This is a genomic window from Streptomyces sp. NPDC031111 (genome assembly GCF_055570675.1).
In genome coordinates, this window is sequence record NZ_JBVIGS010000004.1 from 237171 (window position 1) to 263591 (window position 26421).

Here is a 26421-nt window from a genome sequence, read left to right on the forward strand (position 1 = left end):
CGAAGGAGGCGGTGGGCGTGCGGCCCGGGGACGGCCCTGGGGGCGAGGGCCGGCGGAACGAGCGGGCGGTCGCGGCGATCGCCGCGGGACTGCGCGGTGCCGAGCCGGCCGCCGTACCCGGGAGGCTGTGCGCGGTCGCCGTCGAGCTGCTGCCGGTCGACGGCGCGTCCGTGTCGCTGCGCGGTGACGGCATGCCCGTACAGCTGGGCGCGTCCGGGGTGCGCGCCGCGTACCTCGCCCAGATCCAGGCCACCTTGGGAGACGGCCCCTGCCGGCATGTCCTGCGGACCGGCGCCCCCGTGCTCGCCCGCGACCTCTCCGCCCCCGTCTGCGCCGGCCGCTGGCCCGTCTTCGCCCAGCAGGCGCTCGGCGCCGGCGTGCGCGCCGTGTACGCGCTGCCGCTCGGCACCGGCGCGGTCTGCGTCGGCACCCTCGACCTCTACCGCGGCACCCCCGGCGGACTCACCGACGGGGAGCTGGACGTCGCCCGGCTGGTCGCCGGTGTCATGACGGCGGCGGTGATGGATCTGCCACACGGCGAGGAGCACGACCTCCGGGACGGCGGAGAACCCTGGCTGAGCGGACTGGCCGCCGACCACGACCGCGTCCACCAGGCCGTCGGCATGATCATGGCCCAGCTGGGCGTCGGCGCCGACGAGGCCCTGGCCCGGCTGCGCGGAGACGCCTTCGCGCACGGCCGCACGGCCCTGGACGTCGCGCTGGACGTGGTCGCCCACCGTCGCCGCTTCGACACCCCCTGACGCGATTCCCTACCCTTTTGGTCATGGACACAGCCGTACTCTTCCTCACCTGCGTCGTGATCCTGGGCATCGCGACCCTCCAGGGCAGCCTCTCCCGGACCGAACGCCGCGCGGCCCGCGTCGAACGCAAACTGGACCTGGTCATGGACCACTTGGGCCTGCGCGAGGAGATACCTGGGCGGGACGAGATCGTCGCGCTCGCCCGGGACGGCAGGACGGTCCAGGCGATCAAGCTGTACCGCGAGTCCACGGGCACCGGCCTCGCCGAGGCCAAGCAGGCCGTGGACCGCCTGACCGACGACGCCGGAAGGACCTCCTGACGGTCGTTCGACGGCGGGCGCTCAGCGGGTCGCTCCCGGCAGGTCCTGGGTGCCGATGACGGACAGCAGGCCGAGCAGTTCCGCGCTGTCGGTGCCGACCGCCGGGGTGAACCAGAGGAGCCGCTGCCGGCCGTCCTCGCTGAACAGGTTGAGGCAGTTGACCTCGATCACGCCGAGGGCGGGGTGGACGATGCGCTTGCGGTCGTCGCGGCGGAACGCCACGTCGTGCTCGGCCCACAGCGCGGCGAACTCGGCGGAGCCGTCGAGCAGCGCGCCGATCAGCGCGCGTACCTCCGCGTCCTTGGCGCTCCGCCGCGCGGCGGCCGCGCGCAGGTCGGCGACGAAGGCGCGGGACTGGGCCGCGTGATCGGCCCCCGGGTACAGCCGCCGGGCGTCGGGCTCGGTGAACCACCGGTGGACGAAGCTGGCCCGGGTACCCCGGTATCCGGACTGGTCCCCGAGCAGCGCCACGGCGAGCGGATTCTGTACGAGGGTGACGTGCAGGTCCGTGATGACCTGCGCCGGTGTCGACGTCAGCCGGGTGAGCAGGTCGAGCATCCCGGGGTGCACGTGCGAGGCGGCTCCGCCCTGCACCGGAACCGGACGGTTCGCCAGGTGGAAGAGGTGGTCGCGCTCGTCGGCGGTCAGCCGCAGTGCCCTGGCCAGCGCGGCGAGCATCTGCTCCGACGGCTGCGAGCCGGCCCCGCGCTCCAGCTCGTTGTAGTAGTCCACCGACGCCCCGGCGAGCTGTGCGACCTCGTCGCGGCGCAACCCGGGCACCCGGCGCCGGGGCCCGGAGGGCAGCCCGACGTCGGCCGGGCGGATCCGCTGCCGCCGCGACCGCAGGAAGGCGCCCAGCTCGGCGTGTTTCACAGAACCCATGCCCCCCATGCTCCGTCCGACCGGGCCGTCGGCACAGGGGATGACATCCCCTGGTTCCGCCGGCGGGCGGCGGGCACCGTTGAGGACATGACCACGAACCACACTTCCGAGGCGGCGGCGGTACGGGCCGCCGTCGTCACCGGCGGATCACGCGGCATCGGCCGCGCGGTCGCCCTGCGGCTCGCCGAGGACGGCCTCGCCGTCGTGGTGAACTACGCCAGGGACGAGGCCGCGGCCGAGGAGACGACGACGGCGATCACCGCCGCGGGCGGCCAGGCCGTCGCCGTGCGGGCGGACGTGGCCGACGAGGAGGCGGTCACCGCGCTGTTCGACCGGGCGGAGCGGGAGTTCGGCGGCGTGGACGTCGTCGTGAACTGCGCCGGCCGGGCCGCCACGTCCACCGTCGCCGACCTGGACCTCGCGCAGTTCGACGCCATCCACCGCACCAACGTCCGCGGCACGTTCGTGGTGGCCCGGGAGGCGGCACGGCGCCTGCGCGCGGGCGGCTCCTTCGTCGGGTTCTCCACTTCCGTGGTCGGTACGGCGTTCCCCGCCTACGGCGCGTACGCGGCGAGCAAGGCCGCCGTGGAGGCGATGACGCTGATCCTCGCCCGCGAGCTGCGCGGCCGGGACATCACCGTGAACACCGTCGCCCCCGGGCCCACGGCCACGGACCTGTTCCTGGAGGGCAAGACCCCGGAGCAGGTCGACCGGCTCGCGAAGACCCCACCGCTGGAGCGGCTGGGCACCCCGGAGGACATCGCCCGGGTGGTCGCCTTCCTCACCGGCCCCGAGGGGCACTGGGTCAACGGCCAGGTCCTGCGGGCCAACGGCGGCATGGTCTGAGCGGCGTCCACGAACACCTTTCACCCCTGGATCGAAAAGGAGCAACAACCATGCCTTTCGCCAACTTCAAGGTCCCCGCGGGAACCCTCACCGCCGAGGACAAGAAGAAGATCGTCGAACGCACCACCGACCTGTACGCGGAGATCTACGGTGAGCGGGCCCGGCCCACCACCGTCGTCCTCGTCGACGAAGTCGTCGACGGAGGCTGGGGCGTGGCCGGCGACGTCCTGACCGCCGCCATGCTCAACGGCGACGCATGACCTCCGCCGGCAGGGGGCCGGCCGTCAGACCCGTACCCGCGCCTGCCGGCCGACGTCCGCCAGGCGGTCCGCGCCGAGCTGGGTCATCGCCTGGGTGACCTCGGGGAGGACCGCGCCGAGGCCGCCGTTGGTGAGGGTGATCGTGTCCTCGCCGACGCGGGCCGCGGCGAGGTTCACGGTGAGGTACGTCGGGGCTCCGTCGGACGCCTCTCCGGTCATCGTCAGCCGCAGTCCCGCCCGCGCGTCGCCGGCCTCCGGGAGCGGGAGCTCCGCCACCTCGACGAGCTGGGCGCCTGCCCGGGTGGTCGTCGCCTCGAACCGTTCGCACTTCTCCGGGAGCGTGGCCATCCACTCCAGGACACGGTCCACGTCGGCGGGCGGGTGCGCGGCGACCTGGTACCGCAGCTGGCTGTCGTTGTAGGCGTCGTCGAGCGTGACCGTGGCGCTCGGTCCGGACGGCGGGCCGAACAGCTCCTCCGTGTAGAGGGCGTCGAGCAGCCGGTGGCAGTCGGCGTCGTCCGTCTTCGCCTTGAGCATCCCGTCCCGCCAGGTCGCCGCGCCCCGGCTCGCCATCCACGGCTCGCCCAGGTCCGTCTCGGTGATCAGCGCGGCCCGCAGCTGCTCCTCGTTCAACGCCTGCGCGGAGGGCGAGGGCCGGGCGGCGGGGGACGCCCCGGCGGACGCGGAGGCCGCCGGCGCCTCGGGCACTCCCTCGGGCAGCGCGCGGGGCACGTCCCGGGTGACCGAGGTGCAGGCCGCCGTGGTCAGCAGGGCCGTCACCGACAGCGCCGAGGCGAGGAGGACGCGGGCGGCGGCCAGGGCATGGGTCATCGAGGTGCCTCCTGGGGGAACCGGGCCGTCCACGGTCGGACGTGCTCTTACGGCACCACCGCCCCGACCACCCCACCAGCGCGGCGAGCCGTCCGGGTGAGACGAGCCCACCGTGCGGGGCCATCGCCGCCTCGTCCGCGAGCGCGGCCCGTGCGACGCCGGCCGTCCGGGTGGGCCGAGCCCGCTGTGCGGGGCCATCGTCGCCTTGGCCGCGAGCGCGGCCTGTGTGACGTCGGCCGTCCGGGTGGGCCGAGCCTGCTGTGCGGGGCCTTCGTTGCTTCGGCTGTGAGGGCGGTCTGTGTGATGTCGGCCGCCGGGGTGGGATGGGCCTGCTGTGCGGGGCCATCGTCTCCTCGGCCGTGAGCGCGGCCTGCTCGACGCCGATCCGCCGATGGGCGCGCGGGCCTGCCGTACCGGCTCCCGAGGGCGCCCTCGTACGGCACACCTGGAGCCGCGGGCACGGCGCGGCGCCCTGCCCGCGGAGGAGCCGGTGCGGCATCGCGGGCCGGGGGCCCGCGTAGGGTCGCAGGCACGTGCCCAGGCGGAAGGAGTCCTCGTCGTGACCCACGGTCGGCCCATCCCGGTGATCATCGACTGCGACACCGGTGTCGACGACGCCCTGGCCCTGCTGTTCGCCGTACGCCACCCGGGGATCGACCTGCGCGCGGTGACCTGCGTGGCCGGGAACACCGACGTGGACGGCGTCGTCCGCAACACGCTGACCGTGCTGGAGCGGGCGGGCGCGCCGGACGTCCCGGTGGCGCGGGGTGCCGAGCGCCCGCTGATCGAGGCGGCGCGCTCCGCCCGCCATGTCCACGGCCACGACGGCATGGGCGACCTCGGCCTGCCCGCCCCGCGCCGCCGCCCCGTCGACGTCGACGCGGTGACCCTGCTGCGCCGGGAGATCCTCGCCTCCCCGCGCCCGGTCACCCTCGTGCCCACGGCCCCGCTCACCAACATCGCCCTGCTGCTGCGGACCCACCCGGAGGTCACCCGCAACATCGAGCGGATCGTGTTCATGGGCGGCGCGGCGGCCGTCGGGAACGCCACCCCGGTCGCCGAGTTCAACGTGTGGCACGACCCGGAGGCCGCCGCGATCCTGCTCACCGCGGGGGTGCCGATCACCATGTACGGCCTGGACGTGTTCACCCGGGTCGTCGTCCCGGCGGCGGACGTGCGAAGACTGCGCGCGAGCGGCGAACCGGGCACGCGGCTGGCCGGTGAACTGCTCGCCCATCGGCCCGCCACCCCGGGCAGCCGCCCCGACGACCCCGCCGAGGACGCCGGCGGCCTCGGCGACGCGGGCGCGCTGTGCGCCGTCGCCGACCCGGAGGGCCTGACGACCCACCGCCTCCCGGTCGAGGTGTCCCTGGCCCCCGGCCCCACGCGCGGCCAGACCGTGGTCGACCGCCGTCCCTGGGTCGGCGAGTCCGAGATCCACGAGGGCACCCGCGAGCAGCCCCTGGTGGACGTCGGTCTGGACGTGGACGTCGCCCGCTACGTGGGGCTGTACCTGGCCACGGTCGAACGCGCGGTGGTGTAGTCGGTCGCGGATTCGATTCCGGTATGTGGGACGAACGTGCCGCGCGCCACACCCGCAGGGAATGGCTCCACGCTGCCGGTGTGTTCGCTTTTACGGTGTTCTGGACAGATTCTCTGCCGGTACCCCGCACGCACCCAGAGGAGACCGCGTGACCGATCGCATCACCACGCCCGACCCCCGGCCGCCGCACCCCGCCCCCGCCGCCACGCCCGACCTCTCCTCCAAGAACCCGGACTGGTGGCGGCAGGCCGTCGTCTACCAGGTCTACCCCCGCAGCTTCGCCGACGCCGACGGCGACGGACTCGGTGACCTGCGCGGCATCACCCGGCGCCTCACCCATCTCGCCGCGCTGGGCGTCGACGCCCTGTGGATGAGCCCCTTCTACCCGTCCGAGCTCGCCGACGGCGGCTACGACGTCGCCGACCCGCGCGACGTCGACCCCCGGCTGGGCACCCTCGACGACTTCGACGCGCTCGTCGCCGAGGCCCACCGGCTCGGCCTGAAGGTGATCGTCGACATCGTCCCCAACCACAGCTCCGACCAGCACGTCTGGTTCCAGGAGGCGCTCCGCGCCGGCCCCGGCTCCCCGGCCCGCGACCGCTACGTCTTCCGGGACGGCCGGGGCGCGCGGGGCGAGCTGCCGCCCACCGACTGGCAGTCCGTGTTCGGCGGCAGCGCCTGGCAGCGGGTGCCCGACGGACAGTGGTACCTGCACCTGTTCGCCGCCGAGCAGCCCGACCTCAACTGGGGCCACCCGGACGTCCGCGCCGACGTCCGCACCACCCTGCGGTTCTGGTCCGACCGGGGTGTGGACGGCTTCCGCGTGGACGTCGCGCACGCCCTGGCCAAGGACCTCGACGAGCCGCTGCGCGACCTCGGCGCGCCCGAGCTGAGCCGCGAGAGCGCCCTCGCGGACTTCCCGCCCGGCACCCACCCCTTCTACGACCGGGACGAGGTGCACGAGATCTACCGCGACTGGCGCAAGATCCTCGACGCCTACTCCCCGCCCCGGATGGCCGTCGCCGAGGCCTGGGTCCCGGGCGCCCGGCGCGCCCTGTACGCCCGTCCCGACGAACTGGGCCAGGCGTTCAACTTCGAGTATCTCCAGGCCGCGTGGGACGCGGAGGAGCTGCGCCGGGTCATCACCGAGTCGCTGGAGACCGCGCACGCCGCCGGTGCCTCGGCGACCTGGGTGCTCTCCAACCACGACGTCGTCCGGCACGCCTCCCGTCTGATGCTGCCGCCGGGCACGGACGAGAACGCCTGGCTGCTGTCGGGCGGTCACGCCCCCGCCGTCGACCCGGACGCCGGACTGCGCCGGGCCCGCGCCGCCACCCTGCTGATGCTGGCCCTCCCCGGCTCGGCCTACGTCTACCAGGGCGAGGAACTCGGCCTGCCCGAGGTCGCCGACCTGCCCACCGAGGTCCTCCAGGACCCGATCTGGGAGCAGACCGGGCACGTCCGCAAGGGCCGCGACGGCTGCCGGGTGCCGCTGCCGTGGACGACGACCGGACCGTCGTACGGCTTCGGCGCGGCCGGTGCCTGGCTGCCGCAGCCGCCCTCCTTCGCCGCGTACGCCGTCGAGGCGCAGGACGGGGTCGAGGGCTCGACGCTGGAGCTGTACCGCACGGCGCTGCGGCTGCGCCGCAAGCTGATCGACGGCGAGGGGATGACCTGGGCGGAGGAGACCCCGGCGGGGGTCCTCCAGTTCGACCGGGGTGACGGCTGGCGCTGTGTGGCCAACCTGTCCGCCGCACCGGTCTCCCTCCCGGCGGGCGAGCTGCTGCTGACCAGCGCACCCCTGGAGGACGGCCGGCTCGGCCCGGACAGCACGGCCTGGCTCAGCCGCTGAGTGCGATCGGCGCCCCGTTCCCGGCCGTCCGGGAGCGGGGCGCCGGCCTCAGGACGGGCCCCCGGCCCGCCGGTACGCCGGGGGTTCCCTGGGTGGCTGCGGGTGCCCGTCGGCCTTCAGCAGGGGCACCCGATGGCGCTCGGGACGGTGCAGGCCGTCCGGCGGGACCCGGCTGCGCGGCGCGTCGGACACACCGGGCAGCGGTATCGGGCGGCGCGCGACGAGGTGCCCGACCCAGTGGTGTCCGCAGCGCGCGCAGGACCGGGCGCCGTCGGGGGTGTACGGGGACGGGACCGCGGTGTTGTCCCGGTAGAAGTACTCCCACTCCTCCCCGCGGCCGTCCATGTTGCGCTGGACGTCGTAGTCCACGCTCCAGTGGTGCCAGCACGTGCCGCACGTGAACTCGACCCGCTCGACGGCAAGCTCGGTGATCACATCGGAACACCTCCCGCGCCCGTTCCGCTGCCTCTTGTTCCACCTTGCCCCTTATGTCGACCCCGTGGCCACACTCACCTGCCGTCCCGGCCACCCGTCCGGCCGTTCAGCGCGGGCGGCCCGCGCCGGCACCCGGCCAGAATCGGTCCGGGGGTGTCCGTGACCGCCGTACAGGGAGCCCGCCGACGATGAACAGGTCCAGCAAGACAGCGGCCGCCGCCGCGCTGACGGCGGCCGGGATCCTGGCGGGCCTGTGGCCGCCGGCCGCGGCGTCCGCCGCCGAGGGCGCCCGCTCACCCGCCGCGCACGACCGGGTGCTCTGGGGCTCCGTGACCATTCCGCCCGGCCGGGACGGCATCATCGAGGCCGCCGGGTTCACCGGACCCGCCCTCGGCACCGGTTCCACGCTGACCCTGACCGCCCCCGCCGGGACCCGGGTGTCGGGTGTCCCCCTCGAATCCCCCGGTTACCGCGGCGCGGTCGCCGCCGACGGCCGTACCGCCCGCTACACCGCGACCTCGGCGGAGCGGCCCTGGCGGGCGGGGACCTTCCCCTTCGTACTGGCGGTGCCCGCGGACGCGGTGCCCGGGACCCGGCTGGACGGATGCGCCCTGCGGCTCGCCGACGCGGACGGCGCGTCCCGGGCGGCCGGCGGCTGTCAGGTGACCGTGGGGCTGGCGGAGCCGGTCCTGACCGGCCCGGAGTCCGGAGTGCCGCTGGGCGCACGGCCGGCGATCGCCGGCACCGCCCATCCGGGCGCGCAGATCACCGTCTCCGACAAGGACGGCCACGAGGTGTGCGCCGACACCGCCGGGGCCGACGGCCGCTGGGGCTGCACCCCCGGGGCCGCCCTTCCCGACGGCCCCAACCGGCTCCAGGCCACCGCCGCCCTGAACGGCGTGAGCGCGTCCAGCGAGCAGATCCAGATCACCGTGGGGGACGCCGACCCGCTCCGGTGACCCTGCCCGGTTCAGACGTGCCCCGGGCCCCCACTGCCGAAGGCGCCGCTGGATCCGGGCAGCCAGCGCCTGCGCTTCTGGTCCTTGCCGGTCCTGGTCGCGGCGTGATGGAGCTCGTAGGGCATGAGCCGTGAGCCGCTCTTCGACATGTCCGGCATCTCGTCCGGCTCCCGCATCTCCCGCATCTCGCGGACCGCACCGCCGTCCGGCAGCTTCGGCTGGTCCTCGGCGGTGGGACGGGGCTCCTCCTGGTCCATGTACCGCATTCCGACACGTACGGCCCAGATCAGCGCACCGGCCACGATCAGCCCGCCGATGAAAGCCGCGATCACAGCCCACCTGTGCTGGCTTGCGGCCAGAACTACATACGTTGCCGTGTCCATGGTTCCGAGTATGGACGAAGAAATGAGATAAAGCGCCCGGAATGCCCGGCCGGATGTGGGCCGGAACTCCGCCCGGACGGACCGGTCCCGTCACGCTCCTGGCCGTCCCGGCGGGCGGCCGGTCCCGTGCCGTGGCAGATTTCGGCCAGAGGGAAGGCCGGGACGGGCCGTCGCGTCCCCACGTGTGCAGCTCGGGGCCCGGCCCCGGCCTTCCCGCCTTCCCCGCGCCGTCGTCCGGTCATTCGATCTCGCGCATCATCTTCTCCATCGAACCCACCGACAGCCTGGTCTGCGTCAGCTCGTCCGCGGTGCGGCGCTGGAGCTCCACGGTGTCCTCCAGGAGCTGTGCGTACCGGGCGGCGAGTTCCTTGTACTGCTCCTCGCGGGCGGCCAGCATCCGGGCCCGCCAGGTGGCGGCCACCTGCCAGACGATCACGATCATCAGGCTGAAGAACCCGGCCGCGCCGACGGCGCCGACCAGGACGCCCAGCTCCTCGGCTCCCGCGGCCTGCGTCACCAGTTCGTCGTTCACTTGGCTCCTTCTTTCGCGCTTCGGTCCGACCGGTCCTTGCCGGGGTCGTCGGTGCCGGCGGCCCCGGCGTCGGTGAGCGTCGCGGCCGCGCGGGCGACGGTGTGCGGGGTGAGTTCGCAGACGAACGGCGTGACGTCGTAGTACTTCACCGTCCTGCCGTCCTCCGCGGACTCGAGCGTGCCGATGACGAGCCCCGCCGCCTCCAGCCGCTGGAGGTGCATGTGCAGCAACGGGCGGCCCATGCCGATCTCGCGGGCCAGCGCGCTGACGTAGTTCCGGTTCTCGACGAGCGCCGCGACGATCCGCATGCGGTGCGGGTTGCCGAGCGCGGAGAGCACCTTCAGGAGCTCGTCGCCCGTGCTCGCCGTCGGCGGGACCTCGGGCATCGCGGCCCCTTTCCCTCGTACCTGTCAGAAAACGCTGACAGCCCCCGGTGGGACCTGTCAAAGATTTCTGACACATCTCAGGGGCGGATCGGGGACGGGTGGGGGACACCTCAGGGTCGGCCCGGGGACATGGTCAGCAGAGTTGCCGCCGCCCCGGCAGTTTTTCCGGTGAGGCGACTAGAGTTTCCCCGTGGGGAACCCGTCCCCGTGGCGGACCGTGCCCACGTGGTCCGCGGAAAGGTGCGTATGCCAGCGGAGAGTCAGCCGTACGCCGACGGCCGGCAGCCCGACCAGGACCGGCTCCCCGTCGCCGACCGGCTCGACGACGACCACTTCCCGGCCTACACCATGGGCAGGGCCGCCGAACTGGTCGGAGCCACACCCGCCTTCCTCCGCGCCCTGGGCGAGGCGCGGCTGATCAGCCCGACGCGCTCGGAGGGCGGCCACCGCCGCTACTCGCGTCACCAGCTGAGGCTCGCCGCGCGGGCCCGCGAGCTGGTCGACCAGGGAACACCGGTCGACGCCGCGTGCCGCATCATCAGCCTCGAGGAACAGCTCGAACAGGCCGAACGGGTGAACGAGGAGCTGCGCCGACGGGACGCCGACGCGGTCCGCGGACCGCGGTGAAAGTCTGCCCCCGCCGGAACAGAAATTGCGCTCCCGCTGACGAATATCTCTTTCCTCAAACACGCCGACGGTGTTTTATTCCAGTGATTTTCCTCGCTTGGCGTTGACAATTTCCGTGCTAGGCTGACGTCAGTTGCAGTTGTGGTTGCCAGTTTGCTACCGGGTCTCCGGGCAGGTGATCATCGCGACGATGAAGGGATTCGTAAAGTGCGAGTCCCCGCACTGTCTCAGGAGAATTGATATGGCCACCGGTACGGTGAAGTGGTTCAACTCGGAAAAGGGCTTCGGCTTCATCGAGCAGGACGGCGGCGGCGCCGACGTCTTCGCCCACTACTCGAACATCGCCACTTCGGGCTTCCGTGAGCTGCAGGAAGGTCAGAAGGTGAGCTTCGACGTCACGCAGGGCCAGAAGGGCCCGCAGGCGGAGAACATCGTCCCCGCCTGACCAGCGCGCAGGGATTCAGGAGCAGGGGTCCGCACTTCGGTGCGGGCCCCTGCTCCCTGTTTTTCCCCGCACTTATTCGCCCGCATTTCGTGCGAGATCAACGTGACCGCAACCCTTTTGCCCGCAGCGCGTCCACCGCGATCCGCGCCGCCGTCCCGATCACCGCGTCGGCCGCCGGAAGGGTGGCCGCCGTGTGAGCGGTCCGGGTGAACACGGCGACCGCGTAACGGCCGCCGTCCGGATACTCGACGACACCGACCTCGTTCCGCAGGGTCGGCAGGCTCCCGGTCTTCCCGGCCACATGCACGTCGTCGAAGGGGAAACCGGAGGCCAGGCGGTGCGGCCACACCTGGAGCCCCATGATCCGCCGGACGGCCGCCCCGTGCTCCGGCGTACACGCCTCGTCCCGCCACACGGCGCCCAGCAGCCGCGTCATGTCGCGCGGCGTACTGCGGTTGGTGCGGGCCGGGTCGAGCGCCCGCAGCCGGGTGATGACCCGGGGGTCGGCGAGCGCCCGCGCGCCGTCGGGGCCGGCGTCCTCCTTCACGGTGGCGAGCATCTCGCCGAAGGAGTGCACGGCGAGCGTCCGCGTGAGGCCCAGCCGGGCCGTCGTCGCGTTGACGGCGTCGAGACCCACCCGGCGCAGCAGCAGGTCGGCGGCGGCGTTGTCGCTGACCGCCATCATCAGATACGCCAGGTCGCGCAGGGACAGCCGCGCCGCGTCCAGCATGGCGGCGACCCCGGTGGGACCGGTGGTGCGGCCCGCGGGCGGGCTCTCCACCTGCTCGGTGAGGTCCAGCAGACCGGCCGCGGCCTGCTCGTGCAGCGTGACCAGTACGCACAGCTTGTGGACGCTGGCGGTGCAGACCGGCTGGTCCGCCCCGGCGTCGAGCTGCGCCCCCGAGTCGATGTCGAGCGCGTGCAGCCGGCCGGTGACCCCGGCGTCGGTGAAGGCCGCGTGGATGCGGGCGAGGGCGTCGGTCACAGCCAGTACTCCGATGCCGGGCGCAGGTGCAGCGGGCGGGTCGGTGCGTCGGGGACGGCTCCGGCGGTGGTGCGCAGCGCGTGCGTGGCCGCCTCGGCGAAGGCGTGCACGGCGGGGTCGCCGCGCCCCTTGGACCAGGCGGCGGAGTGCCGCAGCGCGGGCGCCCCGCCGGTGAGCGGACGCCACACGACGTCCGCGTCCCCGTCCCCGGTGGAGGGCGGCAGGGCGTCGCGCGGGCACAGGGCGACGGCCCCGGCGGAGAGCACCAGACCGCGTACGAAGCTGGAGCCCTGGCCGTGGCGTACGGCCGCCGGGGTGAAGCCGCCCCGGGCGCAGGTGGTCAGCAGGTCGTCGTAGAGGGCCGGGGCCGCGGCGCGCGGGAAGAGGATCAGCTCGTGGCCGGAGAGCGCGACCAGCGGTACTTCGTCGAGCCCGGCTGCCCGCGCCGCGCGCGGCAGCAGGACGCCCAGCTCGCGCCGCAGCACCGGGCCCAGTTCCAGACCGGAGACGTCGCACGGGTGGTGGACGATGCCGACGTCCAGCTCGTGGGCCGCGAGCCGGGCGAGCTGCTGCGCCGTGGACAGTTCGTGCAGCTCCAGCTCCAGACCGGAATGGCGGCGCCCGAAGTCCGCGAGCAGGGCGGCGACGGTCTCGCCGGAGAGGTCCGGCGGCAGGGCCGCCCGCAGCAGCCCGGTCTCGCCGTCCCGCACCCGGCGCGCGGTGGCGAGGAACGACTCCGAACGGGCGAGCAGTTCACGGGCCTCGGGCAGCAGCAGCCGCCCCGCCTCGGTGATCGTCACCTGACGGCTGGTCCGCTCGAACAGCCGGACGCCCAGCTCCCGCTCGAGCCGCTGGATGCGCTGCGACAGCGGCGGCTGGGCCATTCCCAGCCGGGCCGCGGCACGCCCGAAGTGTGACTCTTCTGCAACAGCCACGAAGCACTCCAGGTGCCGCACCAGGTCCACAACCAGTAATCATATCGAGCGTTAATCAATTCATGATTGATAGCGGACTTGGACGGACCGCCCTCTCCGCTGCTGTGGTCGGGGCATGAACACCTATCCCGACACCCGTTCCGGCCGCCGTCGCCCGCGCAGAACGACCAGATCCCTCACCGCCGTGGCCGTGGTGGCCGCGGTCGCCACGGGCGGGGCCTACGCCGCCGGATTCGGCCCCTTCGAGAAGGAGTCCGGCCCCGACCCGGAGGCGGTGGCCGAGGCCCGCGCGTTCCTCGCCGACTGGTCCGCCGGCCGTTACCCGGCCGCCGCCGCCCGTACGACCAGTCCCGAACGCGCCGAACAGGTGCTGGGCAGTTTCACCACCGGGCTCGACATCGAGAAGCCGAAGCTCACGGCCGACCGGCCGGAGGAGACCGGCGACGCCACCCTCACCGTGCCCTTCACCGCGAAGATGCCCGTCACGGGCCTCGGCACCTGGACCTACACCTCACAACTCCCCCTGCGGAAGCAGGACGACGGCGCCTGGAAGGTGGACTGGAAGCTCTCCCTGGTCCACCCGAGGCTCAGCGACACCGAGAAGTTCCGCCTGGAACGCGAGGAGACCGAGCCGGTCGAGGCGACCGACCGCAACGGCGCCACCCTGTCGGGCGCCACCCACCCGTCCCTCGCCCCCGTCCTGGCGCAGCTCGCCGCCGGCGGGGAGGACGGCGGACCGCGCGGCGCGGTGCACCTCGTCGACCGGGCCACCGGGGAGGTGGAGCGCACGGAGGCGTCCTTCGGCGGCGGGAACACCACCAAGAACGACGGCCCCGTCCGCACCACCCTCGACGCCACCTGGCAGTCGGCCGCCGAACGCGCCCTCGCCGAGGCCGACGGCAAGAACGCCGCGCTCGTCGCCCTGCGCATCGACGACGGCGAGATCCTGGCCGTCGCCAACTCGCCCGCCTCCGGCTTCAACCGCGCCGTCTCCGGCACCTACGCGCCCGGATCCACCTGGAAGATCGTCACCAGCGGCGCCCTGCTGCTGAAGGGCGCGGTCGCCCCCGACGACGTCGTGGACTGCCCCAAGTACCTCACGGTCGGCAAGCGGTTCCAGAACGTGGAGACCTCCGAACACCCGGGCGCCACCTTCCGCAAGGACTTCACCGAGTCCTGCAACACCGCCTTCATCAGCCTGCGCGGCAAGCTCGGCGAGGGCGAGCTCGGGGACGTCGCGAAGAAGTACTTCGGCGTCGGCCAGACCTGGCACGTGGGCGTCCCCTCGTACGACGGCTCCGTGCCGGTGCCGCGCGACGCGACGGAGAAGGCCGCGTCGATGATCGGGCAGGGCCGGGTCCAGGCCAACCCGCTGATCATGGCGTCGGTCACCGCGACGGCGGTGTCCGGCACCTTCCACCAGCCCTCCCTCGTCGACGGCACCGAGGACGAGACCACCACGACCCCGCTGCCGCCGGAGGTCGTCACCCAGCTGCGCGCCCTCATGCGGGCGACCGTCACCGAGGGCACCGCGCGCGTCCTGGCCGACCTGCCCGGCGAGATCGGCGCCAAGACCGGCACCGCCGAGGTCTCCGACGAACAGGACAACAACGGCTGGCTGGTCGCCCACCGGGGCAATGTCGCCGTGGCCTGCGTCGTCGAGGAGGGCGTCACCGGCGGTGGCTCGGCGGGACCGGTGATCCGCTCCCTGCTGTCCGCCGTACCCGAATCCTGACCGCCCCCCTGGAAGGAAGCCTCCCACCGTGACCGCACACCCCTCCCGCCGCGCGTTACTGCTGGCCGCCGCCCTCGCCCCCTTGGCGGGATGCGCCACCGACACCCCGGAGCGCGACAGCGGCGGGAACCCCGCACCGACGCCGCCCCGCCGCGCCACCACCCCCGCGCCGGTGGACCCCCGGAGCCTCACCGACCTCGAACGCGAGTACGGCGCACGCCTCGGGGTGTACGCCCTCGCGACCGGGACCGGCGCCACCGTCGTCCACCGCGCCGACGAACGCTTCGCGTTCTGCTCCACCTTCAAGACGCTCGCCGCGTCCGCCGTCCTGGACCGCGACCCGCTCTCGGGCCTGGACCGCCGCGTCACCTACACCCGGGCCGACCTGGTCGACTACTCCCCCGTCACCGAGAAGCACGTCGACACCGGCATGACCCTCCGCCAACTCTGCGACGCGGCCGTCCGGTACAGCGACAACACCGCCGCCAACCTGCTGCTGCGCGACCTCGGCGGCCCGCGCGCCCTCACCGCCCACCTGCGCGGACTCGGCGACTCGGTGAGCCGCCTCGACCACTACGAACCCGAGCTGAACAGCAACCCGCCGGGAGACCCGCGGGACACCACGACCCCCCGGGCCGTCGCCGCCGACTACCGCGCCCTGGTCCTCGGCGACGCCCTGCCGGCCGCCGAGCGCGCCCTGCTGACGGACTGGCTGGTCCGCAACACCACCGGCGACCTGCGCATCCGGGCGGGCGTCCCCCGCGACTGGAAGGTGGGCGACAAGACCGGCACCGGAGACTGGGGCCGGGCCAACGACGTCGCCGTGCTCTGGCCGCCCCGCGACGCCCCCCTGGTGATCGCCGTCCTGACCGAGCGCCGGGACCGCGAGGCCGAACCCAGTGACGCCCTGATCGCCGAGGCCACCCGGCGCACCCTCACGGCGCTCGGCTGAGGCTCAGCCGAGACAGATCACGAGGAGGCAGAGCCGGGAGGAGTCCGGGGAGGTCGTCGAGGGAGCGGACGGGGTGCCCTGTTCCGTGCCGCCACCGCTGTCCCCACCGTTTCCGTCATCGCTGTCGTCGGCCGGGGGCGGGGTGGTCGGCCGGGTGGCCGTATCGGAACCGTCGTCCCGGGAATCGGAGCCGGACGCGGAGCCCGAGACGGAGCCGGAGGCGGATCCCGCACCGGTGTCCACGTCCGCTTCCGCGCGGGCGCCGGTGTCCGGGACGGCCGTCCGTGGCTGCGACGGCGCCACCGTGCGCGGGGACGCGGCGCTGTCGGTGTGGGTGCGGGCCGGGGCGGTCGTGGCCTCGTCCGTCCGCTCGCGTTCGTCTTCGCCCTTCCCCGACCGCTCCGTACGCTCGGGGGACGGCGTGGGGACGTCCAGGTCGCCGTACTGGTCCGCCGGGGCCTTCCCGCCGCCCATGCCCCGGAGGTCGGGCGCGGTGGCGGCCTGGGCGCGGTCTCCGCCGCTCCGGTCCATCGAGGCGAGGGTCAGCCCGCCGCCGACGAGGGCCACGGCCGTCGCGACCAGGGCGCGCCGCTGCGTCTTCTTCCAGCGGGCCAGCTGCCGCCGCCGTGCCGCCCGGCCCGTGCCCGCGGCCACGGTGTGGGGCACGTCGTCGGGAGCGGCGGCCGGGGGAGTGCCGACCGGGCGGGCTTCCTCCGAGGACGCCGGACCGGGAACGGTGCGACCGCCGATGACGCTGGGCGCGATGTCGGGGGCGTAGGCACCGCAGCCGGGGCAGACCAGGGCGCCGTTCAGATGCCGGCGACACGTGGAGCAGTAGTCCATCCGCTGTCTTCCTGAGTTGGCGTACCGACGCCGACGCCCGCCGGGCGACCGGTCCGGAGCAGGGAACAGCCACGCTAACGAGGCCCGCGACCCACTGTGTGCAGCCCGTGTGCCTCTCCTGCGCACATTCTCTGCCCACCGCGCGAGAAGGCCGTGAGCATGCATGTCGCACCACCGCACAACGGACACAGTCGCTTGGTCGCATGCCGCACCTGCTCGGAAGGCACCACAGTGAACCCCCGTACCACCCCCCACACCCGCGCCGCCGTCGTACGGCGCTCCGCCCTGCTCCTGACCGCCGCCCTCTCGGCGCTGTCGCTCACCGCGTGCGGCGTCGTCGACGCGGTCGGCGGCGGCGACGACGAGTCCGCGTCGCCGCGCAAGAGCTACGACATCACCGTGGGCCTGCTGCTGCCCGACCGGTCCACGGCGCGCTTCGAGAAGTTCGACCACCCCCTCATCAAGGAGCGGATCTCCTCCCTCACCAACAAGCAGGGCCAGGTCGTCTACGCCAACGCCGAGGGCAGCCAGAAGAAGCAGAGCGAGCAGTTCCGGAAGCTGGTCGCCGACCGTGTCGACGTGATCGTGGTGGACGCGGTGGACTCCGAGGCCGTCGCGCCGGACGTGGAGAGGGCGAAGGCGGCGGGCATACCCGTCATCGCGTACGACCGTCTCGCCGAGGGCCCGATCGACGCGTACGTCTCCCACGACAACGAACTCGTCGGCCAGGTGCAGGGCCGCGCCATCGTGACCGCGCTCGGTGAGAACGCCGAGACCAGCAAGGTCGTCATGATGAACGGCGCGCCCACCGACCCGAACACGGCGCTGTTCCGGCGGGGCGCGCTCGGCGAACTCGACGGCAACGTGGACATCGCCAAGTCGTACGACACCACGAAGTGGCTGCCCGAGGTCGCCGCGGCGAACATGCGCAAGGCGATGAAGGAGGTCGGCGTCGGCGACATCGCGGCCGTCTACTCGGCGAACGACGGCATGGCCGGCGCCGTCATCGAGGTGCTGGAGGACGCGGGCGTCACCGACCTCCCGCCGGTGACCGGGCAGGACGCGGATCTGGCGGCGGTGCGGCGGATCGTCTCGGGCCGGCAGTACATGACGGTCTACAAGTCGTTCCTGCTGGAGGCGACGGGGGCCGCGGACATGGCGGTGGCCAAGGTGCAGGACCGGGACATCCAGTTCGACGCGCTGGCCCGTGACGTGATCGACAGCCGGACGCGGAAGGACATCCCGGCGATGCTGGTCCCGGTGGTCGCGCTCACGAAGGAGAACATCGAGGACACGGTGATCCAGGACGGCGTCTACACCGTCGAGGACATCTGCGCCGGGTCGTACGCGGCGGACTGCGCGGAGATCGGCCTGACCCCGTAGGAAACGGCCGGCCCCCGGAGGACCCGGGGGCCGGCCACTCGCTCGTGCGTCCCTACGCGAGGTTGCCGCCGAAGCGGACGACCAGGCGGCCGTCCGAGGCGAAGGACCAGCTCAGGGCGCCGGAGTAGGCGCCGCACCGGGAGCCGTTGGAGCCGGTCCAGAACTGGTTCGAACTGTCCGCGTTGCCCACGGTCTTGTCGTTGGACCCGTCGTCGCTGCGGCACGAGGTGTTGTTCCGGAAGACCGAAGTGCCCGCGTCGAAGGAGAAGTTGCGCTCGGCGTTGTCGATGCTGACGTTGTCCGAGACGGTCATCGTGCCCGGGTTCCGGTTGTAGGTGAACCCGTGCTTGCCGTTGTCGTAGGCGATGCTGCGCCGGATGACGTGGTCGACCTCGATGTCCTCGCCGCCGAGCTTGTAGCCGTTGCGGTCGCCGTTGCCGGCCTGGCCGCCGTTGCTGAGGGTGCCGTTCTCGTAGGCGAGGGAGTCCTCGATGGTCACCGCGCCGATCGGGCCGGTGTCCGACTTGGTGTAGAGGTCCCAGCCGTCGTCGATGTTGTTGTGGGCCACGGCGTACCGGAAGACGTTCCCCGGGCCGGAGGTGAGCTTGGCGGCGAAGCCGTCGGCGTCCTCTCCATCGGAGTCGGCGTTGTCGTGGGACTCCGCGCTCAGGATGAGGTTGTTGGACGGCCACTGGTCGCGGGGCGTGTCGGAGGTCATCCGCGAGAGCTGGAGCCCCGTGTCGCGGTTGTAGCGGGTCACGGTGCGCTCGAAGACGTTGTTGCTGCCGCCGACGAAGATGCCGTTGTCCCCGGCGCGTTCGACGACGACTCCCTTGACGTGCCAGTACGACCCGTTCACGGCGAGCCCGCGGTTGGACGAACTCTCGCTCTGCGCCGAGAAGTTCAGTACGGGCGTCTCGCCCGGGTAGGCGGCGAGCTCGGTACGGTCGCCCGCGGTGCCGTTGTTGCCCGCGGGGATGGTGACGGTCTGGGAGTGGTTGTACGTGCCGCCGCGCAGGTAGATGGTGCCGCCGGGGGTGATGCGGTCGATCGCGGAGGTGAGCGTCGTCGGGTCGGACTGCGTACCGGACGCGCCGGCGCTGCCGCCCGGTGCGACGTAGAGGGTGGCACCGGTGGGCGGCGGCGTGGTGGTGTCGCCGCTGGTCTCGACGTCGATGTAGTCGATGTTGGGCAGTCCGGCGGACGAAGTCGGGCTGAACCGTACGGTGTTGCTGCCCGACCGCACCGGCACGGTGAGCGTCTTCGTCGTCCATCCCTCCCAGGTGCCGGTGGCCTCGAAGGAGGCGGACGTGACGGTGCTCCCGTTCACCACGACGTTCGCGGCGCGGGCGCTGCCGCTGCCGTTGGCGAACCGGACCTGGACCGTCGCCGTGCCGGCGGCGGGGGCGTTCACGGTGAACTGGACGTAACCGCTGGTGCCGTTGGTGCCGTTGCAGAAACCGCTGCCGGAGAAGCCCGACCAGTCGGAGTCGATGGTGCCGGTGCAGACCGCCGAGGATCCCTCGGCCTCGTACCGCACGGACGCGGCCTGCGCGGGGTTGGCGGACAACGCGACGAGTGTGCCGGTCAGCAGGCCGGCGCAGGCGAGGGCGGGTCTCAAGTGCATCGTTCGTCTCCAGATTCGGTCGGCCGATCGGACGAGTTGCTCTTGTTCGAGTCCGTGAACGGGGAAAGCGCTTTCTGGGAACGTAGAGGGCTGCCGTGGACGCGTCAAGAGCCTTGACGCTGAATCTGGTTCATACACATGAACGTGCCCGGTGTTCGGCGGGGTGCTCCGCGTGGGTGTGGGCCCGGGGTGTTCGCGTGGCCGGTGCCGTGCAGGCGCCCCGCGTGGGGGCGGGCCGGGGGTGGGTCGCGCGGCCCGGCGCTTTCGGGGTGCCGTCGCGCCCACCCGTGCCGCCCCAGCGGCACGACTGCCCGCGGATGCGGCGGGGCGGCTGCCCGCGGATGGGCGCAGGCGGCTGACGGCGGCGGGCACGGCGTGCCGCTGACCGCGGAGGGTGGGACGCAGGGGCCGTGCCCCCCGGCGGCGGATTGCCGCCGACGGCGGGGAGGGGACGGGGCGGGGGTGGCCGCCCGCAGTGGCTGGCGCGTCCGCGCCCTCAGCCCCTCCAAGAAACGTGATCCGCGCCAGTCCGAGGACGGACACCCCCGGCGCGGCCCCGACCCACCCACCCACCGTGGGCGTCAGGCCAGTAGGTGGGACAGGGGGCCCGGCCCACCCACCCACCCACCGTGGGCGTCAGGCCAGTAGGTGGGACAGGGGGGCCCGGCCCACCCACCCGCCCACCCACCGTGGGCTTCGCAGGCCGGGGTGAGTTCGACGCCGCCCCGGCCCGCGCCCGAGCGGGTCAGTCGCGGCCGAACAACCGGCGGCTGCTGCCGAGGTCCAGGAAGACCGTCTCGCCGCTGGAGTCGTTCAGGCCGTCGTTGTCGGTGACGGCGTACACGCGGCCGTTGCCCGCCACGGTGAGGCCCTCGAGCTTCTCCTGGGTCCAGCCCTTCGTGGCCCGCAGGTCGGGCAGCACGTCGTGGGCGAGCCGCTTCGGCAGGACGGGCAGCGTGCCCGCAGGCGCGGCGGACTTCGGCAGATCGACCGTGTAGATCCGCTTGACCGCCGCGGCCGGCCCGTTCAGCTTGTCGCGCTCGATGACGGCGAGCTTGTCGCCGACCACCGTGATCTCGGACAGGCCGATCCAGTCACCCGCCGCGCTGGTGCTGCCGAGCCGGTACCCGTACCAGCTCCAGGTCCCGGCCCGCACGTCGTAGCGGCCGAGCCGGACGACACCCGCCGGGTCCGACTTCGCCTCGCGCTGGAGCGTGGCCCAGACGATCTCGTGACCGCGGGCGTCGGTCGTGGCGGTGACACCCTCGAAGCCCTGCGAACCGAGGTTCGCCGCGACGTCCGACGGCAGCGGGACGACCTGCTGGGTGGCCCCGGAGCGGTCCAGGCGGACCAGCTGGTTCCCGGCACCCGTCTTGCCCTCCACGGCCAGCCAGAACCCGCCCTGCGGCCGGGCGAAGATCCCCTCGGCGTCATAGCCGGCCGGCTTCCCGTCGGCACCCTTGACGGTCAGCTCCCGCGTGATGACGGCCGGCCGGTGGCCCGCGTCGATCGTGAGGATGCGGGTGGTGGCGTACGCGGCGTCCGTCACCGTGTACAGCTCGTCGGACCGGCCCGGAACCGCCGACAGGGCACCGAGCGCGCCCCAGCCGATCGGCGTGCCCGCGGAGTCGGCGGAGACGAGCGACGGCTGGCCGGGTGTGCCCTTGCCCAGGCGGAAGAGGCTCACCGAGGCGCGCACACCGGCCTCGGCGTCGTCCACCTCACTGGAGACGGCGAGCAGGCCGCGCGACGGGATCGGCAGCAGGCCCTCGGGGCCGTTGGTGGTCGGCAGCACCTGCTTGAACACCGGCCGGGTGGGCCTGCTGAGGTCGTAGACCGCGACGAAGTTGCCGCGCTCGGAGCCGACGAAGGCGTACCGCACGCCGTCGTACGTGGCGATCGCCAGGCCCTCCGGCTCGGTGCCCTTGTTCTCGGAGCGGCCGTCGTCGAGCAGGCCGTGACGGGCGGCGATGTGCTCGAAGGTGTTGCCCGCGTCCCAGACCACCTTCCCGGTGCGGCTGTCGAAGACGCTCCAGCCGCGGGTGCCGCCCTTCCAGTCGCCCTCGTTGGCGGTGGCCAGGTAGCGGTCGTCGATCCAGCCGACCGCGTCCGGCTCGCGCGGCACGTCGGTGATCGAGCCGGTCTGGTCGATCACGTCGTCCTCGACGGTGTCGATCCCGTCGATGGACGCGGTTCCCGCGCCGAACGCCTTGGTGATCCGCCCGGTGGGCAGGTCGACGAGGACGACGCCGTTGTTCTCCTGGAGGGTCACGGCGAGCTGTCCGCGGCCGTTGACGGAGACGTACTCCGGCTCCGGGTCGGTGGGTGCGGCGATCCCGGCGGCGGTCAGCACGGGCAGCGCGGACCCGTCGGCCCGGGTCAGCGGGACCTCGCGGAACTCCCACTTCGCGGGCGAGGACCCCTTCAGGTCGACGATCCGCACGGACCCGGCGGGCGCCTGCGGCAGGTCGCCCTCCTCGCCGCCCTCCGGGGTGGCCTCCTCGTCGCGCTCGTTCTCGATGGCGATGGCGGCGTACCGCTTGTCCTTGCTCAGCGCGATCGAGTCGGGCTGCCCGCCGAGGTCGTGGCTGGCCACCCGGGTGCGGGTGCGCAGCGAGATGACGTCGAGGCGGCCGGAGGGCTCGGTGTAGGAGGCGCTGGTGTTCACCACGACCAGCACGTACGGCCCGACGACGGTGACGGAGGTCGGCTCGTCCTCGGCGTTGCCCAGCGAGGCCAGGGACAGCGTGCCCAGGCCCTTGGGGCGGCCGGGGGAGCTGATGTCGAGGAAGCCGATCCGCTTGGCGGCGGCGTCCGTGTACACGAGCGTGCGGCCGTCCTCGCTGGTCGCGGAGATCTCGGCGACGGTCTCGGAGGCGGCGTCCTCACCCGCCGGACGGTTCTGGAAGACCGGGTAGGTCGCGGTGCGTTCGAACGCCACCGGCCGGTGCCGGTCGTGATCCGCGCCCTTCCCGTGACCCGCGTGCGCCACGCCCGCGCCCGCCAGGGCGCCCGCGGTCACGGCCAGGGCCGCGAGCGCGGCGTGGGTTCTCTTGGGGAGCATCGTTCCTCCGGTGTGATCCACTGCGGAGCCGGATCGTCGCACCCGGGGACCAGTGCCGACGGTCGCCCGGGTGAACAGCACGCGAAGATCGCGTACTTCGTCGGCGCTCCGGCGTTCCGCTCGGTAACGGCAACACCGGTGCGGGACAACGGAGGTACGGCCGCTCAGCCCCGGACGGGAACGGGCCCGCGCCGGGCCCGGCGCAGAAACGGCGCTTCGACGAGGTAGTACGACAGCAGGGCCATCACGCCGGTCAACAGCACCGTGGCCGGCAGCAGCCCGTCCGTCATGCCGAGGGAGGCCAGCAGCCGTACGACGGGGTAGTGCCACAGGTAGATGCCGTAGCTCAGGTTGCGGCCCACCCAGGTCAGCGGCGTCAGTGAGAGCAGCCGGGACAGCCGGGCGTCGGGGCGCAGTTCGAGCGCCGCGACCAGGGTCGCGGAGAGCACCGCGACGAACAGGAACCCGACGGTGTACCAGGCGGCCGTCGGGAGACCGGCGTCGGCGGTCACCGGCATCCGCCAGGCCACCAGCGCCAGCACTCCCAGCGCGGGCCAGGCGAGCCGGCCCGCCCAGGTGCGCAGCACCGCCAGCCGGGGATCGTCCGCGCGCAGCCGGGCCAGCGCCACGGCGACGAGGGCACCGGCCAGCAGCTGGTCGGCGCGGGTGTCGGTGCCGTTGTAGATGCGGTGGGCCGCGTCGGGATTCCACAGGGCGCAGCGCCACAGCACGGGCAGGGCGCACAGGGCCGCCGTGCAGAGGAGCACCGTCCGGGCGCGGGTGTACCGCAGCAGCGCCAGCAGCAGCAGCGGCCAGAGCAGGTAGAACTGCTCCTCCACCCCCAGGGACCAGGTGTGCGCGAGCGGCCCCATCATGTCCCCGTACGGCCCGGACTCGGCGGCCCGTACGACGTTCACCAGGAACAGCGCCGACAGCCCCGCCGCCCGCAGTGAGCCGTCGAACCCCCACAGGGTGGTGGTCGCCGCCAGAATCGCGCACACCGCGCACAGCGCCAGCAGCGCGGGAACGAGCCGGAGCCAGCGCCGCCGGTAGAAGGGGAGCAGGGCGACGCCGCCGGTGCGGGCGTACTCGGCGAGCAGCAGCCGGGTGATGACGAAACCGCTGATGGTGAAGAAGACGTCCACGGCGACCGAACCGCCCGGCAGCAGATCCGGTGCCACGTGGTAGGCGAGCACCAGCGCGACCGCCACCGTCCGCAGCCCGTCCAGGCCGCCCACCCGGCCACCGCGCTCCACGGCGGACGGAAAGCCCCGCCTTCCCGTCCCTCCTCTGCTGACCGAGGGTCTGGCGCGTCCGCGAGGCCCCGCCGCCGTCGTCGTCGGATCGGAATCTTCTGCTGTCGCCGGGCCCGCTTCCTGCGCCATGAACGAGATCGCTCCCCGCTGCCGACTACATGGGAGTAACTCGGAGCGCCTGTCCAAAAACCCCGGAGGCATTCCTTCCGCGTTCGCGTCCCACCGGATCGGCCCAGGTGGACCGCCGCCCCCAGCCCCCATGGTCCGCCGCCCGCGCTCCCCGCGCCCGGGCCGGGCTACGATCCGGGCATGGCCCTGAGCATGAAGGACGTGGACGTGTTCGAGGCCTCCAGGCCGCGCCTGGAGGCCATCGCCTACCGCCTTCTGGGCTCCGCGAGTGAGGCCGAGGACGCCGTGCAGGAGACGTTCCTGCGCTGGCAGGGCGCCGACGTCGGGCGCGTCGAGGTCCCCGAGGCATGGCTGACGAAGGTGCTCACCAACCTCTGCCTCAACCAGCTCACCTCGGCCCGCGCCCGGCGCGAGACCTACGTCGGTCAGTGGCTCCCCGAGCCGCTGCTCGCCGGCGACCGGATGCTCGGCCCCGCCGACACCGCCGAACAGCGCGAGTCGGTCTCGTACGCGGTCCTCGTCCTGCTGGAGCGTCTGACGCCCAACGAGCGGGCGGTGTACGTGCTGCGGGAGGCCTTCGACTACCCGCACCGGGAGATCGCCGCGATCCTCGACCTCACCGAGGCCGCCAGCCAGCAGATCCTCCACCGCGCCAAGAAGCACGTCGCGGACGGCAAGGCCCGCGCCGAGATCGACGAGGCCGCCGCCCGGCGGATCGTGGACGAGTTCCTCACGGCCGCCACCAGCGGCCGGACCGAGCCGCTCGTACGGCTGCTCACCGAGGACGCCGTCGCGGTCGGCGACGGCGGCGGCAAGGTGCCGGCCCGGGCCAGGGCGTTCGAGGGCGCGCACGCGGTCGCGACGTTCATGCGGGGCCTGTTCAAGCCGGCCAAGGCCAAGCGCGACCTCGTGGGCGGTTCACCCGGCGTCTTCGCCACCACCGCCAACGGCGACCCCGCCCTCGTGGCGGTCGTCGACGGCCGGGTCGTCGGTGTCATGTGCTTCGCGGTCACCCCCGAGGGCATCACCGCGATCCGCAGCCAGGTGAACCCCGACAAGCTCGAACGCGCGACCCGCCACTGGGCGGGCGCCGACCACGGAGAACCCCTGCTCATCGCCTTCTGAGGCTCACGTGACGCACGCATGACGAGCATGTGACGCGCATCACACCCGACTGCTGTCAGGGAACGGCGGGCTGCCCGGTTCAGGGGGCGAAACCCGCCGAAGAGCCGACGACAGGAGCAGGGAAATGCAGCACCGCATCATCGTCCTCGGAGCCGGATACACCGGAGCCATCGCCGCCGGCCGACTGGCCAAGCGGCTGCGCCGCGAAGACGTCGCCATCACCCTCGTCAACGCCGAGCCCGACTTCGTCGAGCGCGTCCGGATGCACCAGCTCGCCGTCGGCCAGGAGCTCAGGCCCCGCCCCTTCAGCGAGATGTTCGCGGGCACCGGCGTGGAGCTGAGGCTGGCGAAGGTGACGGGCGTGGACGCCGACCGTAGGACCGTCACCGTCACCGACGACAGCGGCGGAACCGACGAACTGGCGTACGACACCCTCGTCTACGCCCTCGGCAGTGGCTGGAACCCCCAGGACGTCCCCGGCGCCGCCGAACACGCCCACCAGATCGCCGGCCGCCCCGGCGCCCTGCGCCTCCGCGAGCGCCTGGCCGAGCTGGACGCCGGCCGGTCCGTGGTCGTGGTCGGCGGCGGCCTCACCGGACTGGAGGCGGCGACGGAGATCGCCGAGGCCCGCCCGGACCTCGACGTGTCCCTCGCCGCCCGCGGCGAGCTCGGCGACTGGCTCTCCCCCAAGGGCCGCCGGCACCTGCGGAAGGTCTTCGACAAGCTCGGCATCACCGTCCACGAGCAGGCGTCCGTCACCGCCGTCGGGGCCGACCGCGTCACCACCGCCGACGGCCGCGTCCTCCCCGCCGAGGTCACCCTGTGGACCACCGGCTTCGCCGTCCACCCGATCGCGCGGGCGACCACCCTGGAGACCACCGGCACGGGCCAGATCGTGGTCGACGGCACCATGCGCTCGGTCTCCCACCCGGACGTGTACGCCATCGGCGACGCGGCCATGGTGATGGGCCCCGGCGACAAGCCGCTGCGGATGTCCTGCGCCTCGGGCACCCCCACCGCCTGGCAGGCCGCCGACTCCATCGCGGCACGCCTGACCGGCGGCAAGCTCCCGAACGCCCCGCTGCGCTACTTCAACCAGTGCATCTCGCTGGGCCGCAAGGAGGGCCTGATCCAGTACGTCACCGCCGACGACCGCGCCGTGCGGGCGGCCCTGACCGGACGCGCCGCCGCCGTCTACAAGGAGCTGGTCTGCAAGGGAGCGGTCTGGGGCGTGGCCAACCCGACCCTCGGCATCCCGACCCGCCGCCGCCCCGCACTCCAGGAGCCGTCCACCCAGGAGGCTCCGCTCAGGGCCGCGGCCTGAT

Annotated in this window: 26 protein-coding genes; 14 read left to right on the forward strand and 12 right to left on the reverse strand. The window is 73.3% G+C overall.

Annotation, left to right across the window (positions count from 1 at the left end; all coding sequences use genetic code 11):
* Positions 1 to 11 precede the first annotated feature (11 nt).
* Complete coding sequence (locus ACZ470_RS11400; protein WP_468426642.1) at positions 12 to 761, forward strand: GAF and ANTAR domain-containing protein; 750 nt, start codon at positions 12 to 14, stop codon at positions 759 to 761.
* A 23-nt stretch (positions 762 to 784) separates the two neighbouring features.
* Positions 785 to 1081, forward strand: a complete 297-nt coding sequence (locus ACZ470_RS11405; protein ID WP_468426643.1) for a hypothetical protein — start codon at positions 785 to 787, stop codon at positions 1079 to 1081.
* Between the two features lie 21 nt (positions 1082 to 1102).
* Here ACZ470_RS11405 and ACZ470_RS11410 read toward each other — a convergent pair whose 3' ends face one another.
* The gene (locus ACZ470_RS11410; protein WP_468426644.1) at positions 1103 to 1972 is read right to left on the reverse strand and encodes a helix-turn-helix transcriptional regulator; all 870 of its coding nucleotides are present in this window, start codon (positions 1970 to 1972) and stop codon (positions 1103 to 1105) included.
* A gap of 78 nt (positions 1973 to 2050) precedes the next feature.
* Here ACZ470_RS11410 and ACZ470_RS11415 point away from each other — a divergent pair, with 78 nt between their 5' ends.
* Positions 2051 to 2809 carry an SDR family oxidoreductase gene (locus ACZ470_RS11415; protein WP_468426645.1) on the forward strand — a complete coding sequence of 253 codons (759 nt, stop codon included), beginning with the start codon at positions 2051 to 2053 and terminating at the stop codon, positions 2807 to 2809.
* A gap of 50 nt (positions 2810 to 2859) precedes the next feature.
* Entirely contained in the window at positions 2860 to 3069 is a 210-nt protein-coding gene (locus tag ACZ470_RS11420; protein WP_468426646.1) for a 4-oxalocrotonate tautomerase family protein, read from the forward strand.
* 24 nt (positions 3070 to 3093) lie between these two features.
* Here the strand turns inward: ACZ470_RS11420 and ACZ470_RS11425 are convergent, their stop codons facing one another.
* Complete coding sequence (locus ACZ470_RS11425) at positions 3094 to 3900, reverse strand: hypothetical protein (RefSeq protein ID WP_468426647.1); 807 nt, start codon at positions 3898 to 3900, stop codon at positions 3094 to 3096.
* Between the two features lie 559 nt (positions 3901 to 4459).
* Here ACZ470_RS11425 and ACZ470_RS11430 point away from each other — a divergent pair.
* Both ACZ470_RS11430 and ACZ470_RS11435 read left to right on the forward strand, forming a co-directional pair.
* The gene (locus ACZ470_RS11430; RefSeq protein ID WP_468426648.1) at positions 4460 to 5443 is read left to right on the forward strand and encodes a nucleoside hydrolase; all 984 of its coding nucleotides are present in this window, start codon (positions 4460 to 4462) and stop codon (positions 5441 to 5443) included.
* A 148-nt stretch (positions 5444 to 5591) separates the two neighbouring features.
* A complete protein-coding gene (locus tag ACZ470_RS11435) occupies positions 5592 to 7295 on the forward strand; it encodes a glycoside hydrolase family 13 protein (protein ID WP_468426649.1) in 1704 nt (567 codons plus the stop codon).
* A gap of 48 nt (positions 7296 to 7343) precedes the next feature.
* On the opposite strand, the gene ACZ470_RS11440 is transcribed toward ACZ470_RS11435, so the two are convergent.
* Entirely contained in the window at positions 7344 to 7730 is a 387-nt protein-coding gene (locus tag ACZ470_RS11440; RefSeq protein ID WP_468426650.1) for a hypothetical protein, read from the reverse strand.
* Positions 7731 to 7918: 188 nt separating this feature from the next.
* Here ACZ470_RS11440 and ACZ470_RS11445 point away from each other — a divergent pair, with 188 nt between their 5' ends.
* A complete protein-coding gene (locus ACZ470_RS11445) occupies positions 7919 to 8689 on the forward strand; it encodes an Ig-like domain-containing protein (protein ID WP_468426651.1) in 771 nt (256 codons plus the stop codon).
* An 11-nt stretch (positions 8690 to 8700) separates the two neighbouring features.
* Here the strand turns inward: ACZ470_RS11445 and ACZ470_RS11450 are convergent, their stop codons facing one another.
* From ACZ470_RS11450 to ACZ470_RS11460, 3 genes are all read right to left on the reverse strand, one after another.
* The gene (locus ACZ470_RS11450) at positions 8701 to 9072 is read right to left on the reverse strand and encodes a DUF6479 family protein (RefSeq protein ID WP_468426652.1); all 372 of its coding nucleotides are present in this window, start codon (positions 9070 to 9072) and stop codon (positions 8701 to 8703) included.
* Positions 9073 to 9310: 238 nt separating this feature from the next.
* Positions 9311 to 9604 carry a hypothetical protein gene (locus tag ACZ470_RS11455; RefSeq protein WP_468426653.1) on the reverse strand — a complete coding sequence of 98 codons (294 nt, stop codon included), beginning with the start codon at positions 9602 to 9604 and terminating at the stop codon, positions 9311 to 9313.
* Positions 9601 to 9990, reverse strand: coding sequence for an ArsR/SmtB family transcription factor (locus tag ACZ470_RS11460; RefSeq protein WP_468426654.1), 390 nt, complete (start codon positions 9988 to 9990; stop codon positions 9601 to 9603). The genes ACZ470_RS11455 and ACZ470_RS11460 overlap by 4 nt, the downstream gene beginning before the upstream one ends.
* Before the next feature lie 246 nt (positions 9991 to 10236).
* Between ACZ470_RS11460 and ACZ470_RS11465 the strand changes: the two genes are divergently transcribed.
* Both ACZ470_RS11465 and ACZ470_RS11470 read left to right on the forward strand, forming a co-directional pair.
* On the forward strand, positions 10237 to 10617 hold the full coding sequence (locus ACZ470_RS11465) for a MerR family transcriptional regulator (protein WP_468426655.1): 381 nt from the start codon (positions 10237 to 10239) through the stop codon (positions 10615 to 10617).
* Positions 10618 to 10858: 241 nt separating this feature from the next.
* A complete protein-coding gene (locus ACZ470_RS11470) occupies positions 10859 to 11062 on the forward strand; it encodes a cold-shock protein (protein WP_003969786.1) in 204 nt (67 codons plus the stop codon).
* A 97-nt stretch (positions 11063 to 11159) separates the two neighbouring features.
* Here ACZ470_RS11470 and ACZ470_RS11475 read toward each other — a convergent pair whose 3' ends face one another.
* Both ACZ470_RS11475 and ACZ470_RS11480 read right to left on the reverse strand, forming a co-directional pair.
* On the reverse strand, positions 11160 to 12047 hold the full coding sequence (locus ACZ470_RS11475) for a serine hydrolase (protein WP_468426656.1): 888 nt from the start codon (positions 12045 to 12047) through the stop codon (positions 11160 to 11162).
* The gene (locus tag ACZ470_RS11480; protein WP_468426657.1) at positions 12044 to 12982 is read right to left on the reverse strand and encodes a LysR family transcriptional regulator; all 939 of its coding nucleotides are present in this window, start codon (positions 12980 to 12982) and stop codon (positions 12044 to 12046) included. Before ACZ470_RS11480 ends, ACZ470_RS11475 begins: the two co-directional genes overlap by 4 nt.
* A 115-nt stretch (positions 12983 to 13097) precedes the next feature.
* On the opposite strand from ACZ470_RS11480, the gene ACZ470_RS11485 reads away from it, so the two are divergent.
* On the forward strand, positions 13098 to 14717 hold the full coding sequence (locus ACZ470_RS11485) for a penicillin-binding transpeptidase domain-containing protein (RefSeq protein ID WP_468426658.1): 1620 nt from the start codon (positions 13098 to 13100) through the stop codon (positions 14715 to 14717).
* 28 nt (positions 14718 to 14745) lie between these two features.
* On the forward strand, positions 14746 to 15669 hold the full coding sequence (gene bla, locus ACZ470_RS11490; RefSeq protein WP_468426659.1) for a class A beta-lactamase: 924 nt from the start codon (positions 14746 to 14748) through the stop codon (positions 15667 to 15669).
* A 3-nt stretch (positions 15670 to 15672) separates the two neighbouring features.
* Here the strand turns inward: bla and ACZ470_RS11495 are convergent, their stop codons facing one another.
* Positions 15673 to 16512: an SCO2400 family protein gene (locus ACZ470_RS11495; protein ID WP_468426660.1), complete on the reverse strand. Its 840-nt coding sequence runs from the start codon at positions 16510 to 16512 to the stop codon at positions 15673 to 15675.
* Positions 16513 to 16743: 231 nt separating this feature from the next.
* On the opposite strand from ACZ470_RS11495, the gene ACZ470_RS11500 reads away from it, so the two are divergent.
* Entirely contained in the window at positions 16744 to 17895 is a 1152-nt protein-coding gene (locus ACZ470_RS11500) for a sugar ABC transporter substrate-binding protein (protein ID WP_468426661.1), read from the forward strand.
* A gap of 52 nt (positions 17896 to 17947) precedes the next feature.
* Here ACZ470_RS11500 and ACZ470_RS11505 read toward each other — a convergent pair whose 3' ends face one another.
* From ACZ470_RS11505 to ACZ470_RS11515, 3 genes are all read right to left on the reverse strand, one after another.
* The gene (locus tag ACZ470_RS11505; RefSeq protein WP_468426662.1) at positions 17948 to 19522 is read right to left on the reverse strand and encodes a CBM35 domain-containing protein; all 1575 of its coding nucleotides are present in this window, start codon (positions 19520 to 19522) and stop codon (positions 17948 to 17950) included.
* A gap of 745 nt (positions 19523 to 20267) precedes the next feature.
* Positions 20268 to 22586 (reverse strand): esterase-like activity of phytase family protein, encoded by a 2319-nt coding sequence (locus tag ACZ470_RS11510; protein ID WP_468426663.1) that lies wholly within the window; start codon positions 22584 to 22586, stop codon positions 20268 to 20270.
* Between the two features lie 164 nt (positions 22587 to 22750).
* A complete protein-coding gene (locus ACZ470_RS11515) occupies positions 22751 to 23842 on the reverse strand; it encodes an acyltransferase family protein (protein ID WP_468426664.1) in 1092 nt (363 codons plus the stop codon).
* 309 nt (positions 23843 to 24151) lie between these two features.
* On the opposite strand from ACZ470_RS11515, the gene ACZ470_RS11520 reads away from it, so the two are divergent.
* The gene (locus ACZ470_RS11520) at positions 24152 to 25096 is read left to right on the forward strand and encodes an RNA polymerase sigma-70 factor (protein ID WP_468426665.1); all 945 of its coding nucleotides are present in this window, start codon (positions 24152 to 24154) and stop codon (positions 25094 to 25096) included.
* 124 nt (positions 25097 to 25220) lie between these two features.
* Positions 25221 to 26420 (forward strand): NAD(P)/FAD-dependent oxidoreductase, encoded by a 1200-nt coding sequence (locus tag ACZ470_RS11525; RefSeq protein ID WP_468426666.1) that lies wholly within the window; start codon positions 25221 to 25223, stop codon positions 26418 to 26420.
* The last annotated feature ends 1 nt before the right edge of the window (position 26421 follow it).